General features: G+C 34.3%; 18 protein-coding genes and 3 pseudogenes. 13 read left to right on the top strand and 8 right to left on the bottom strand.

What is annotated here, in order from left to right; all coding sequences use genetic code 11:
• Both MSG95_RS18220 and MSG95_RS18225 read left to right on the top strand, forming a co-directional pair.
• The coding region (locus tag MSG95_RS18220) for a TonB-dependent receptor domain-containing protein (protein WP_324624945.1) at positions 1-594 on the top strand (594 nt) is incomplete at its 5' end.
• 238 nt (positions 595-832) lie between these two features.
• A pseudogene (locus tag MSG95_RS18225) lies at positions 833-1,021 on the top strand (IS982 family transposase); the annotation flags it as partial.
• A gap of 159 nt (positions 1,022-1,180) precedes the next feature.
• Here the strand turns inward: MSG95_RS18225 and vapC are convergent.
• On the bottom strand, positions 1,181-1,576 hold the full coding sequence (gene vapC, locus MSG95_RS18230; protein WP_324645180.1) for a type II toxin-antitoxin system tRNA(fMet)-specific endonuclease VapC: 396 nt from the start codon (positions 1,574-1,576) through the stop codon (positions 1,181-1,183).
• Positions 1,573-1,803, bottom strand: coding sequence for an antitoxin (locus MSG95_RS18235; RefSeq protein ID WP_046737959.1), 231 nt, complete (start codon positions 1,801-1,803; stop codon positions 1,573-1,575). The genes vapC and MSG95_RS18235 overlap by 4 nt, the downstream gene beginning before the upstream one ends.
• Before the next feature lie 623 nt (positions 1,804-2,426).
• Here MSG95_RS18235 and MSG95_RS18240 point away from each other — a divergent pair.
• Positions 2,427-2,840 carry a hypothetical protein gene (locus MSG95_RS18240; protein ID WP_324624944.1) on the top strand — a complete coding sequence of 138 codons (414 nt, stop codon included), beginning with the start codon at positions 2,427-2,429 and terminating at the stop codon, positions 2,838-2,840.
• A 2-nt stretch (positions 2,841-2,842) separates the two neighbouring features.
• Entirely contained in the window at positions 2,843-3,157 is a 315-nt protein-coding gene (locus MSG95_RS18245; protein WP_000723215.1) for a hypothetical protein, read from the top strand.
• 250 nt (positions 3,158-3,407) lie between these two features.
• On the opposite strand, the gene MSG95_RS18250 is transcribed toward MSG95_RS18245, so the two are convergent.
• The 3 genes from MSG95_RS18250 to MSG95_RS18260 form a co-directional block, all read right to left on the bottom strand.
• A complete protein-coding gene (locus tag MSG95_RS18250) occupies positions 3,408-3,743 on the bottom strand; it encodes a carboxymuconolactone decarboxylase family protein (protein ID WP_004740263.1) in 336 nt (111 codons plus the stop codon).
• A gap of 197 nt (positions 3,744-3,940) precedes the next feature.
• A complete protein-coding gene (locus MSG95_RS18255) occupies positions 3,941-4,222 on the bottom strand; it encodes an addiction module antidote protein (protein ID WP_049066984.1) in 282 nt (93 codons plus the stop codon).
• A complete protein-coding gene (locus MSG95_RS18260; protein ID WP_049066985.1) occupies positions 4,223-4,525 on the bottom strand; it encodes a type II toxin-antitoxin system RelE/ParE family toxin in 303 nt (100 codons plus the stop codon). It lies immediately after the preceding gene.
• Between the two features lie 221 nt (positions 4,526-4,746).
• On the opposite strand from MSG95_RS18260, the gene MSG95_RS18265 reads away from it, so the two are divergent.
• Entirely contained in the window at positions 4,747-4,881 is a 135-nt protein-coding gene (locus MSG95_RS18265) for a hypothetical protein (RefSeq protein ID WP_257066449.1), read from the top strand.
• Between the two features lie 41 nt (positions 4,882-4,922).
• Here MSG95_RS18265 and MSG95_RS18270 read toward each other — a convergent pair whose 3' ends face one another.
• Positions 4,923-5,114 (bottom strand): hypothetical protein, encoded by a 192-nt coding sequence (locus tag MSG95_RS18270; RefSeq protein WP_044432670.1) that lies wholly within the window; start codon positions 5,112-5,114, stop codon positions 4,923-4,925.
• A 914-nt stretch (positions 5,115-6,028) separates the two neighbouring features.
• Between MSG95_RS18270 and MSG95_RS18275 the strand changes: the two genes are divergently transcribed.
• From MSG95_RS18275 to MSG95_RS18285, 3 genes are all read left to right on the top strand, one after another.
• Entirely contained in the window at positions 6,029-6,259 is a 231-nt protein-coding gene (locus MSG95_RS18275; protein ID WP_171500878.1) for a hypothetical protein, read from the top strand.
• Positions 6,260-6,453: 194 nt separating this feature from the next.
• Positions 6,454-7,389, top strand: coding sequence for a replication initiation protein RepM (repM, locus tag MSG95_RS18280; RefSeq protein ID WP_005086339.1), 936 nt, complete (start codon positions 6,454-6,456; stop codon positions 7,387-7,389).
• A gap of 68 nt (positions 7,390-7,457) precedes the next feature.
• Positions 7,458-8,003 carry a plasmid replication DNA-binding protein gene (locus tag MSG95_RS18285; protein ID WP_171500879.1) on the top strand — a complete coding sequence of 182 codons (546 nt, stop codon included), beginning with the start codon at positions 7,458-7,460 and terminating at the stop codon, positions 8,001-8,003.
• A 267-nt stretch (positions 8,004-8,270) separates the two neighbouring features.
• Here MSG95_RS18285 and MSG95_RS18290 read toward each other — a convergent pair whose 3' ends face one another.
• Positions 8,271-8,540, bottom strand: coding sequence for a hypothetical protein (locus tag MSG95_RS18290; RefSeq protein WP_039048204.1), 270 nt, complete (start codon positions 8,538-8,540; stop codon positions 8,271-8,273).
• Between the two features lie 182 nt (positions 8,541-8,722).
• On the opposite strand from MSG95_RS18290, the gene MSG95_RS18295 reads away from it, so the two are divergent.
• The 3 genes from MSG95_RS18295 (at position 8,723) to MSG95_RS18305 (ending at position 10,144) form a co-directional block, all read left to right on the top strand.
• Positions 8,723-9,019, top strand: a complete 297-nt coding sequence (locus MSG95_RS18295) for a type II toxin-antitoxin system RelE/ParE family toxin (protein ID WP_005175534.1) — start codon at positions 8,723-8,725, stop codon at positions 9,017-9,019.
• Position 9,020: 1 nt separating this feature from the next.
• On the top strand, positions 9,021-9,311 hold the full coding sequence (locus MSG95_RS18300) for an addiction module antidote protein (protein WP_004969304.1): 291 nt from the start codon (positions 9,021-9,023) through the stop codon (positions 9,309-9,311).
• A 371-nt stretch (positions 9,312-9,682) separates the two neighbouring features.
• Entirely contained in the window at positions 9,683-10,144 is a 462-nt protein-coding gene (locus tag MSG95_RS18305) for a DIP1984 family protein (protein WP_000761345.1), read from the top strand.
• Between the two features lie 927 nt (positions 10,145-11,071).
• Here MSG95_RS18305 and MSG95_RS18310 read toward each other — a convergent pair.
• Positions 11,072-11,683, bottom strand: coding sequence for a recombinase family protein (locus tag MSG95_RS18310; protein ID WP_004740252.1), 612 nt, complete (start codon positions 11,681-11,683; stop codon positions 11,072-11,074).
• 153 nt (positions 11,684-11,836) lie between these two features.
• Between MSG95_RS18310 and MSG95_RS18315 the strand changes: the two are divergent.
• Positions 11,837-12,043: pseudogene (locus tag MSG95_RS18315) on the top strand (GABA permease); the annotation flags it as partial.
• Positions 12,044-12,444: 401 nt separating this feature from the next.
• Positions 12,445-12,668, top strand: a pseudogene (locus MSG95_RS18320) (TonB-dependent siderophore receptor); the annotation flags it as partial.

The following is a 12,668-nucleotide window of genomic DNA, read 5'->3' on the forward strand; positions in this document are numbered from 1 at the left end:
TATGAAATTGGTACACACTATTTAGACCCATATCTATCCCTAGAATTCACCCTGTTTTATATTGATTTTTCTGATGAATTAAAACGAGATGATGCAACTCAAACTTACTCAAATTTAGGTGCCACTGTACACAAAGGAGCCGAGTTCGGATTTAAATATAATCTCGGTGCAATCAGTGACGAACTCAGCGGTATTTCGCTGTATGCCAATACAACTTACACCAAAGCAACCGCATCTGCTGGGGAAAATAAAGGACAAGATCTCGACTTTTATTCACAATGGGTAGGTAATGCTGGAATAGACTATAAAGTTGATCAATGGACACTAAACACTAATTTCTACGGTCAATCTGGTCAAACCGCATCGGGCACCCATGATGCTACTGGACGCTATGGCAAAATTCCTGGTTATGGTTTAGTGGGTGTTCGGGCATCCTATGATTTTTCCAACACACAACTCAATGGTCTCAAAGTGGGCTTCGGTGTGAAGAACCTATTTGACCGTGAATACTACACTCGTTCAGCAGATCAAGTCGGTGGAATGTATGTAGGTGCGCCACAAACGTATTATCTACAAACCTCATTTGATTTCTAAACATTCAATTCTAGAAAAGCAAATATTCAGGCAGGGACACCTCTCATTCATCTTTGCAAAAGTGATGTCCTCGCCTGAAACAACTTTCCCTTTATTTCTAGACAGCACCGAAAGCTGAAATGGATACTCTGTCTGATAAATGTCAGCCCCTCGGCATAAGTTGCTCAGCTCAACCTACAACCTTCAAATCTAATAAAAGATACTAGAATCCCTTAAAATAAACCGATAAAAGGTTACTCGTAGAAAAATTGAGACTGTTATAGGTCAATTAACTGAACGATTTCACATTCAAAAAGTAAGAGCTAAAGATTTATGGCATTTAACGCATAGAATTACGCGTAAGATTCTTTCACATACCATTGCAGTAATTTTAAATACACGATTAGGAAATCCACCTTTACAGCTGGAAAGCCTTATTCAAAGTTGAGATTGGGGTTATATATATATTTGTTTAACCAATAATTGATATATTATTTATAATAAAAATTTAATTTAATTCAACGACATATTTATATTTTAATAATTTATTTTTTAACATAAAATCTCTTATGCGAATTCTAGCCCTGCACAGGGCTAGATATAGCGATTAGACCCAATTCTCTGGCTTCAGACCATCAATCCGTTCAAATTCTTTTGTATTGTTCGTAACTAATACAACATCTAATGCCAAGGCATGAGCAGCAATCAGCATATCTAAGCTGCCAATCGGTTTACCTGTAGATTGAAGATTCTGGCGTAATTTGGCGTAATGCCAAATGGCCTGTTCATCGTAAGGAAGAATCTCTAAAGGTGACAAAAACTTGTTTAACGCCTGTTTATTGCGTTCAGATCCAGACTTCTCTACACCGAAAGCCAACTCAGATGCCGTGATACTTGAAATCGCAAGCTGGCCGAGTTGATATTGCTTAAAGCGTTCAAAAACGTGTTGAGGCTTATTGTTGATGACATAGATACAAATATTTGTGTCTAAGAGGTAAATCATCTGAACTCCTCACGGAACTGTTCGCCTTGATCAGCTCGCTCCAACTGGAATCCAACCTCAAACTCATTGATGGCTTCTAACATGATATCCCAAGGATTGTCGATGGGCATGAGTAATACACCACGTCCGAAGCTTTTGATGGCCACTTCAGTGCCATTGAAACGAAAGGCCTTAGGCAAGCGAACCGCTTGACTGCGACCAGTTTGAAATACTTTGGCAATTTCCATGTTGACCTCCAGATACACAAGATATATATCACTGATATATACCATAGCATTAAAGTGTGTAGAGTCAAAGTACAATTAAAATCATGAGACAATAAAAAACCCCGACATCCTGTCGGGGTTTTTCGTATTTGGTACTAGGGTCAACTCCTGTCATCCCTCGCTTCCTGTCGCTGCTCTTCTTATTTTTATCTGGAACATCCTGTTCTCAATGAAGCCATGATATGCAATCTGGCTGTGTCTGCCTATTGGTGATTTTCTTGAATGCCTGTACGCCAGAACGTACATGCAGATATCCTCAAATTATTCCGATATTTGTCCGCATAAAATGGGGATAATTTCAGAAAAGAGTATATTGAGAACAAAGGAAAAAATGAGATTTTGAGCATTTTTTAACCAATTTTATTGGCTAAAAGTTACAGTTTTGCTTAAAAAGAAACCGACTTGTTTCCAAGTCGGTTGAACGAGAACGTTCCAGAGGGTATGAATAACGATAAGATACTGATCTTAAAGTAATATTAAAAACACGTTTCGTATAAGCGCCATTATGTTAAATAGAATCAAAAAACCTCCAATAAAATCGTTATAGTATTATTATTTATTGAGTAGATAAGAGAATTAAATTAGTGAAATACTCAAATGAACAAATAGTAAAAGCACTCTTACTTGCTCCTTTACCTTTAGTTTTTTTAACAACAGTCCTGTTTATCGCAGTGAATCACGAATACAGCCTATACTCGATTTTCGTAGTTCTTGTAGGACACGGTCTTATTTACTTGGCTTATTGTATTTTGACTGTGCCTTTTAGCTACATATTCTCAATTCTTTTAAATCGTTATAACAGTCTTAATTTATTAACCATCTGTATTACCTCTCTAATTATTGCTACTCCATTTTTTATTCTTTTAGGATGGGGGCATACTGGAAAGATTGCTGAAGATTGGTGGAAGATGTATACCAATACATGGGCTAGCTTTCTGGCTCTATTTCCTGGCTTATGTTATTGGCTGTTTTTAATTAACTTAAAAGATAAAGAATAGTTATGAAAAAAATATTATATTTTAATTTCTTAGCGATTATTTTGACTTATGTATCTTTGCTTTATCAAAAAAATATATTAGTTGCTCGCATAGTTGTAGATAAGCTTGAAAAAGTTGAAGTCATAGCTGGGGGATTTCCTCTACAGTTCCTTATAGATGGTGAAACCTCTCCAGTCGGAAGTATAAGTATCAATCCTTTATTTATTTTCATCGGCATGGATCAATTTGTTTTTCTCAATTTTTTTATTGATTATTTATTTTGGGTAAGTATTTTATTTGCTTTTTCTATGATTGTGAAAAAGTACAGAATTGTATAGATCTCCTAAAATTAACATAATACACGTTATACGAAATTTTAAAAATGATATTATCTTTATGATAATTAAAGAAATTTAATGTAATTACTATTATATTAAATTCTCATTACATCGACTAAGAACTGACTCAATAATAAAAAATGGGAGTTTTGTTGAACTCCCATTTTTGAGACTGTACATTAAATTTTTTCAAATAATTATGTAGCAGTTTTTCTAGTCAAATTATCTTTTTCAATACCTAATAAAGATATTATTTCTGTGCTTCACATGCCTCTAAAGCTCGTAAAGCAAATGTATATGCAGCTCCTGCATTCAAATGAATTGCTGTAGCTAAAGCACCAGCTACTTCGCTTTCTGTTGCGCCAGCTTTCATTGCTGCTTCTGCATGCACTGAAATACAGCTTTCACAACGCGTAGTGATTGCCACTGCTATAGATATTAATTCACGTGTTTTGATATCTAATGCCTCGGCAGCAGCAGCATCATTAAGTGCTAAATAAGCTTGAAGCATTTTAGGATGAGTTTTTCCTAAAGATCCAAATGATTTTTTGACATGTGCTGTATGTTCTGGCCAATCTAGGAACATTTTAAAAATACCTTTGATTAAATACAGATTTAATATTAGTTGAATTGAAGATAAAATTTCTTAAATTTTGTGTAAACACCGTAATTTTAATCTTATAAATGAATAGCTACCGATTTTGTAGACACTTTATAATTATTCTAAAATTAACTTAATGCACGTTATACAAAATTAAAAAATGGAGCCTAAAGCTCCATTTTTTAAATTGCTAAGCGCAAATTCAGTGCTTTTACAACTTTAATCACCGTATCAAAACTAGGGTTAACATCACCAGAAAGTGCTTTGTAAAGACTTTCTCGGCCTAGACCTGTATCTCGTGATAATTGAGCCATTCCTTTAGCTTTAGCAATGTTACCTAAAGCTTTAGCAATGAATGCGGCATCACCATTAGATTCTTCAATACATACTTGTAAGTAAGCCTGCATATCTTCTTCTGTTTTAAGATGCTCAGCACTGTCCCATTTGCGAAGTTTAATAGCCATTTATAGCTCCTCCTCTAAATCTTGTGCCAATTGCAGGGCAAGTTTTATATCTTTACTTTGCGTAGACTTATCTCCACCTGATAAAAGAATAACAACCCTTTGCCCTTGTTTGCAGTAGTAAATCCTATAGCCTGGTCCAAAGAAGAAACGTAATTCAGAGACACCTTCACCAACTGGTTCAGTATCTCCAAAGTTTCCATCTTCAACCCGATCAATTCGGACTTGTATGCGTCTTTTTGCCTGTTGGTCTTTTAACTTGGTGAACCAGTCATCAAAGACTTCAGTGGTATATATTGAGTACATAGGTAAAATGTATCCTATAGGATACATTTATGCAAGAAATAAACTTGGTTTTGGGAGCCTGAAACGCTGAATTTCGTATAAGCGCCATTATGTTAAATAACAGATAAATTATATTTTTAGAATGCTAGTTGAAAAAGATTAATAGTTCCCAAATTAAATTTTAACGTAGGAAAAATTCTACTGTTATAAATCAATTAAGCAAAAAATTAATGGAGATTTAGATGACTAAACCGCTTAAACCTGGACCAAAACCAATTGCTGATTCAACAGGTGAGGTTGATAAGAGAAGACGTGATAACAAGGATACACCTGGAAACAATGATAAATTAAAACCTAGTAAATCAACTAATAAATAATTTAGCCATTCTTGAGCAAATCCAGAATTTTTAAGCCCAGGTTAATCCTGGGCTTTTTGTTCAATCTGAGCATTGGTAGCAAACAGACCAGGATTGGTAATTTTGATGTTTTCCTGACAACTCCTACAAAGCATCAGTCCAGCAAAAAGTTGTACATGTTCCGTTGATTCACAGAAGGTACATGGCTTAGGAAAAGGGATGATATTGGCTGAATTGACTAATTCTGTTGACATAAGAAGTAACCTTGGATTGTACATATTTATTTCCAATAAATTTCAATACTTTATACCTAGTTTAGCCACTAAAATTTGTACATTATTGTATGATCCATGTGTACATATTATTTTTTATAATTTTCATACACTTAGATCAAAAATAGCATTTATTTTTGTACAACCCCATGTACAGAACAATAATTATATAAATCAAATTTTTAGCATAAAAAAGTCCATTAATTTTGTACATGTTTCTGAAACTTAAAAATCTAAACTTTCATCAATTTTTTCCATAATTTCAATAGATTAATCTTAATTTTAAGAAATATTTTGAAAGTTGGTTTGAAAGTTATTTTCACATTATATTTCAATACTTTAAATTAAAAAAATGGATATTTTTTGAAAAAACCGATGAACGTTTATTTTTTATTTAAAAACAAAAATTTATAGCAGTTTTTATCCATTTTTTTGAAACAGTTTCTATATGATAAAAAAACCTATAAAAACCATATCTAGCAAAGGTTTGAGGGTTATCATCTTTAGATGCGTGGTGTGTGAACCAAAAAATGTCGGTATGTACCGACACTTAACCAACTAAATTGACTTAACTGACATGAAAGATAGTGCTTGGCTCAAAGAGAGTTCACCTACTTAGATCCAGATAGCAAATTAAAATTTAGACATAAGGAAATAATACAGGTGCTAAAACTCACTCAAATGCGATTTAAGCCATTTTTTCATCTAAATGATAAAGAACATTATCAAACTATAAAGCAGGCTAAAAATCGCAAATAAGAGTTAAATAGAAAGGCTTTTTCATCAAGATAGAAATGAATAGAGCGAGTGTCTACGAGCGAACTACTAAAATTTGCGTCTCGACCCTCTGAAAAACTGCTTTTTTAGGTTTATAAATCTACCAAAGTGAAATTTAGATGCTGGAATTTGAGTCTAGACCGAGCGAAGCGAGCATAAAGCTCTATGAGCGCAGCGAATTCCGAGTTTCTTTTGCTCTTGCCTTTGCTTTTTCTCAAATCCACGGAGTAATTAACCAAAAAATTGCCCCCGAATCGAGCGATAGCGAGATTCAACAGAGTTTGAGCGAAGCGAAAACCAAGGGCAATTTTGACCAGATTAGGCTTTTAATAATTTTTAATGGTTTTTAATACTTTTAGACATGCTGAAAGCCTTTATTTATAGTATATACAAGGGATATACAACACCAAAAAGTCACCTATACAACACCAAAAAGTCACCTATACAACACCAAAAAGTCACCTATACAACACCAAAAAGTCACCTATTTACACCGTTTATTAATGATGGTGTAATAACACCATGTATAATAAAGGTGTAGCAAATGCCTACCAGTGAATTAATAGTAAAAGATAACGCTTTAATTAATGCGAGTTATAATTTGGATACCGTAGAACAACGGTTAATTCTACTGGCTATCTTACAAGCAAGAGAAACAAGAACAGGGATTGATGCAAACACTAGGCTACGGATCCATGCCAGTGACTATATGAGCAGATTTAATGTTAATAAGCATGCTGCCTACAAAGCCCTAAAAACAGCAGTTACCAACCTTTTTGGTAGACAGTTTAGCTATCAAACAATTGATGAAAAAACAGGAAAATCAAAGAAAGTAATTTCTCGATGGGTTCAAAATATTTCTTATATTGATGATGCTGCAACCTTAGAGGTTACTTTTACAATGGATGTAGTACCCTTAATTACACGTTTAGAAAAACAATTTACAAGTTATCAGTTAAAACAAGTTACCCAATTAACAGGAAAATATGCCATTCGACTCTATGAGTTGCTTATAGCATGGCGTGAAGTCGGTAAGACTCCTATATTTGAAGTTTCTGACTTTCGTTCGAAGCTTGGCTTAACTTCAGATGATTACCCAAGACTAGATACATTTAAACGACGTGTACTTGAATCAGCAGTCAAACAGATAAATGAACATACAGATATCATCGTTAAAGTTGAACAACATAAAGAAGGCCGCTCTATTTCTGGATTCTCTTTTAGCTTCAAACAAAAAAGAAATCAGAACAAAGCAATAGAACGTAAGAAAGATCCCAATACATTAGATATTTTTTCCAGCATAACAGATGCTCAACGCTACCTATTTGCTAACAAGCTTTCAGAATTACCTGAAATGGGGAAATACTCTCAGGGCACTGAAAGCTATCAACAGTTTGCAATAAGAATTGCTGAAATGCTTCAAGATCCTGCTAAATTTCAAGAATTACATCCTTATCTTGAAAAAGTTGGCTATCGTTAAATGACTGATGTAACGTTACATGATTAATTATTGTCTACAAGCATACAGATTTTTACTTGGGTTACATGATGAAAGCACTATCTGTTATTGAGTTATCACAACTTTACGGGATGAATCGACAAAGTATTTATAAGCGTATAAATAAAGGAGATTTATCAAAAAATAGTGATGGGAAAATAGATTTATCTGAAGCCATACGAGTATTTGGCGAACCATCGAATAAAAATGATAATGTAACCACGTTACAGTCTACTGCGGTACAAAAAGAGACAGAAGTAGACATGCTAAAACAACAGGTAGACATACTAAAAAAACAGCTAGAACTTGCACATGAGCGAGAAGTTTTCCAACGAGAACAGCTAGCAGCAAAAGACAATCAAATAGAAGCAATACAACGACTGCTAGAAGCTCCAAAAACCAATAAGACTACGTTTACCGATCAGAAACCTGGTCAGGATATAGCAACAGATCCTCTGTCAGAACCTGCGCTAAAAGATGACGGAGTGACTATTCCGGAACAAACAGAAAATAAGCGTATTCCTATTCCAGAACATATCGAAGAAGAACCAAAGAAAAGGGGCTTTCTGAGCCGTTTTTTTCTGCCAAATGGGTGAAGGTACTATTAACTATGCCTAATCAAAACCGTGGAACAATGGTTAAGGAATGAACGTGGAACGATCTAGATCACGTAAAAAGCCCAATCTGATAAGATTGGGCTAGACATTTATTTATAAGTTATTAATTTATAAAGAAATAAAACAGTAATTACGCATAAGGCGTATTATGTTAATTTTAGGAAAACTTAAGAGACTGTAAATAAAACTGTGTAAACGCTTAAACTATCGTTAAAAGTGTCATTCTAGGTATTCCATTAAATATGGTCATAGCTTATTTATGATTTCACAATCTTTATTTAATCGGCGAATTGATCTGATAAATTTTTTCGGGTCATCAATGCACAGCGGTTGTTCCTGACCATCACGTAAAATTATATACTCGTCTAATTTTTCATAATGCACAGCGGCAACTGGTACGCCTTTATTTTTTTTGTTGAACTCATGATGATTGCCAGGTACTAGTTCCGCATAGGTAAAAATAATCTTATCCGCAATACGAATATAGCTGGCGCTTGTTTTTGACATTCTTGACATATATAAACCTCCATAGGTGTGAAATTAATATACAACTATTTTACAACTAATTTGCAACTATTTCAAGGCTTTTTTAATCACTTAACATAATGGCGATTATAAGAAATTAATGGATGTCCATATAGATTACTTGCATATTGTATTCGATCGAATACAATATGGTGAGAAAACAAGGAATCCTCATGATTGAAATTAAACGTCTGCCAGAGTTTGATGAATGGTTGGATGGCATTAAAGACAATATGACCCGTATTCGCCTGAATCGTAGATTGGATAAGGTTCAACGTGGAAATTGGGGAGACATTAAGCCTCTTCAAGATGGCGTTTGGGAAATGAGAGAGTTCTTCGGTGCTGGATGGAGAATGTATTACATCCAACATGGTGACGTAGTGATTGTAATGCTTGGTGGAGGAGATAAATCGACTCAACAACAAGATATCGATCGTGCAGTCAAATTATCGAAAACATTGGAGGATTAAAATGGTTAAAGTCGCTGATTTACCAAGTTTTGATATGGCTGAGTCGCTCAAAACTGAAGAAGACATTGTGATGTATCTCAATATGGTTCTTGAAGAGAATGATCCAGCTGAATTAGCCCATGCACTTGGCGTTATTGCTAAAGCTCGTGGCATGACTCAAATCGCTAAAGAAGCAGGGATTGGACGTGAGGCACTCTACAAAGCCCTACGTCAGGATTCAGCACCACGTTTTGATACGATTAATCGTGTTGTGAATGCTTTAGGCCTAAAACTCACAGTACAACATGCCTAAGACTTTAAAAAATATAGTAAAAATGGGAGCTAAAGGCTCCCGTTTTTAGATTCGTATAACGTGTATTATGTTAATTTTAGGAACGCTACAAGATAGATTAGACTCGATTTTTTCTCTTTTTGAGATATAAATAACAAATCAACAGAAAACTAAGCCAAAATAAGTAGTCCAAGATAAAGTAGTGAAGAAGGAACTCATCTAAGCCAGTTTTCTCACGTACTTCTTTAATATCCGGCAATTCAAGTTCTGTGTGAATATCCACCGATTTTATAGACACCTTTTAGTTAGATAAAAAAGCAATTTTTTTGATCTTTAAAGAATGAGGATATAAGCTGTTTAAAACTTAATTCTAATTGGTTAATAGGTGAAAAATGAAATTAGCAGAAGCTCTCTTACTTCGAAGTGATCAACAAAAAAAAATTATTTCACTAAAACAACGTATCAATGCAAATGTATTGGTACAAGATGGTGATCAACCATCTGAAGATCCAAATGAACTACTAAAACAAGTATTTTCTTTAATTCAAGAATTTCAAAAATTAAGTTATGCAATTCATGAAACTAATGCTTTAACAAAATTAAATGATGGCCGTTCTCTACTTGCTTTATTGACTTTGCGTGATGAATTTGTAGAACAGCACAAAACCCTAACTGCAGCGATAAGTAATACATCTCGTGAATCTGATCGTTATAGTACGCGGGAAATAAAGTGGCATAAAGTTATTCCAGTTTCATCATTACAAAAACAAGCTGATGATATTAGTCTTAAATTACGTGATTTAAATGTGTTAATTCAGTCGAATAATTGGAAAATTGATTTGATTGAAGCCTAATAGTCCTTTAGATATAATCAAGTTGAACATACTGGGCGAGTACAAGATCCCCTACTTCCACAACATAGGATTGTAAATAAAGTGTAGTGGCTTGCAAAGCAAGTGGATAAGCTTAAAATTTTAAGTACAAATCAATCCATCACTTGGCATAACTCAAATCTTTGTGCAAACAAAGTTACACGTTACTTATAACTACCATGTACTGACAGTATGTTCACCTCAATTACTAAAAATAAAGAAATGAGCAAGCATCAGCTCAACTACATTTCTATTTTTAATTCAGTTCGGCTTTGTTGTATAAAGAGCTGAAAGATAGACTTTGAAAATTATAAAAATCGGAAATTTATGATATAAAAAATGTGCTCGACGATGTCGAAAAGCCGACTTGGAAACAAGTCGGCTTTTTTAAACAACTTTGTAATATTCTCTAAATGATAATGGTTTAAAAAGTAGGTATTTATTGATTTTTACTATTTTATCAAAGACTCTATTTCGAAAACTATCCCTCAATTTTTGTGGGTTAGAGCTTACAAAGATATCGGCTTTTTTTGGTTATTTGGAATAGGACTAAGTTGCCTAACAGATTGGTATATATAACAATTTTATTATTTATATGATTTATATAAAATAAGCAAAAAGAATTTCACTACAAGGAAATCATGAGAAAAAAGATCACCTATCTAGCTGGGGCTATGACCATAGTTTTACTAATAGCGGTGATTAAACATGAAAATGAAGTAAAGGGGGGTGAACAATTTAGATATTTAGATTCCATAGCATCTAAGCAACCTTAGTAAAATTGCACTTATATTTAGAAATACTAGATCATATAAAAACCATTATTTAACATAAAATCTCTTATGTGAAGCAATCTTTGTAAGCCCAAAATAGAAATGTCCGGTTTCTCCAAAGTAAAAATGTCCGCTTTTAGATAACTTTAGCAACTCGATAGACAGTTGCAACTCCACAATTCACTGCTTTGGCAATTTCTTCCTTAGTCATATTGCCAGCTGCTAGCAATTCTTTTATTCGTTTGTGCTTAGCCTCATTGGCTTTCTTACCTGTTGGCTTGTAACCCGAACGTGCCAGGCCCTGCTTAATACGTTCTATACGTTTCTCATTGTCTAGGCGAGCCATTGTTGCCAGGAGATCAATCAACATATTATTGATGAGTTCCAGGATTGAATGAGTAATGCTGTCACTGGTTTGAATCATTTGGTAGGTAGTAGGAAGATCCGCTACGACTAAACGAAGTCCCTTCTCCTGGATCCTGCGCTTCAGCTCTTGAAAATCTCGTTGGGTTAGGCGTGATAAGCGGTCAATACTTTCAACTAACAAGGTGTCACCTTGATTTGCTTCTGACAGCAGCTTATTCAATTCAGGTCGGTCTAACTTCGTACCACTATAGTTTTCCACGTACACAATGGTTTCACCCAAATTCAAGTTTTGGTTTAGATCCTGAAGAATCTGCAAAGCCCTTTCTGCATCTTGATCTTTAGTTGAAGCTCGTAGATAAATACGTGTATTCATTTCTATCATTTAATCTTAATTCTATTAGATTAATGATAACAATATCATTTAATTATTGCATTAAGTCTAATGATAGATATTGTATGCGATTTGGCTTGCTATCATTCAGCTATACCCAAATGATATTTTTCCCGAATAGAATCAGCATATTGAAATATATAATATTTTACGTATCTTGCAATCTTCTTTATTATTGGCGCACTTATTACCATGTTGGTTGAAGGCACTTATTTCAAAGAAGTAACCTATACCAGTTTACTTGCATTGTTTATTGTTGGATTAGGCATCTGTGCACAGAAGTTTAACTGGGGAAAGCATGCTCAAGATAAATCTGATAACACTCAGGCGGACTTGACCAACAATCTGTAATGTAAAACTAATGTCAGATTAAGCAAAATTCAACATACACTAAAACCAATCGCCTCCCAGTGAAAGCCATTGGTTTTTTAGGCTAAACTCAGCAATAAGTTCAATTTTTACTCAAATGTTAGCCACCGTTTTTATCTATCTTTCTGTATTCATATTCTAGAAAACTGTCAGCCTGTTTGATATTGCAGAACACTTTCAGAAAAGAATTTTGTATAGATTGCCGCCTCACTTTTAAGTGCTTTCACTATTCCCTTTATTCTAATAATTTTTATATAACACTTGAATAAAAAAGCAAACAATTATCATTTACATATTTCGCTAGTCAGCTTATTATTTCACAAACTTACAAATTCTCCATATTTTCTTCACATTTCACCTATACATCATTTTAAGGATCTCTTGTGTTACTCCCTCATTTCAAAAAATCAGTCCTCACCCTCTGCTTATTTCCCTCCATACTTTATGCAGCCGATACATACCCTACTGTGACGCTTAACCCGATAACTGTGCAAGCCGAAGGCAACTGGTTAGATGAAGCCAATGCACAGAAAGTACTAAATCATGCTGGAGCGCGTACAGTCATTCAGCGTGATGAGTTGATTAACCGAGGCGTAACTTCTGTCAA

The organism is Acinetobacter sp. IK23, from assembly GCF_035615275.1.
Taxonomy (GTDB): domain Bacteria; phylum Pseudomonadota; class Gammaproteobacteria; order Pseudomonadales; family Moraxellaceae; genus Acinetobacter; species Acinetobacter seifertii.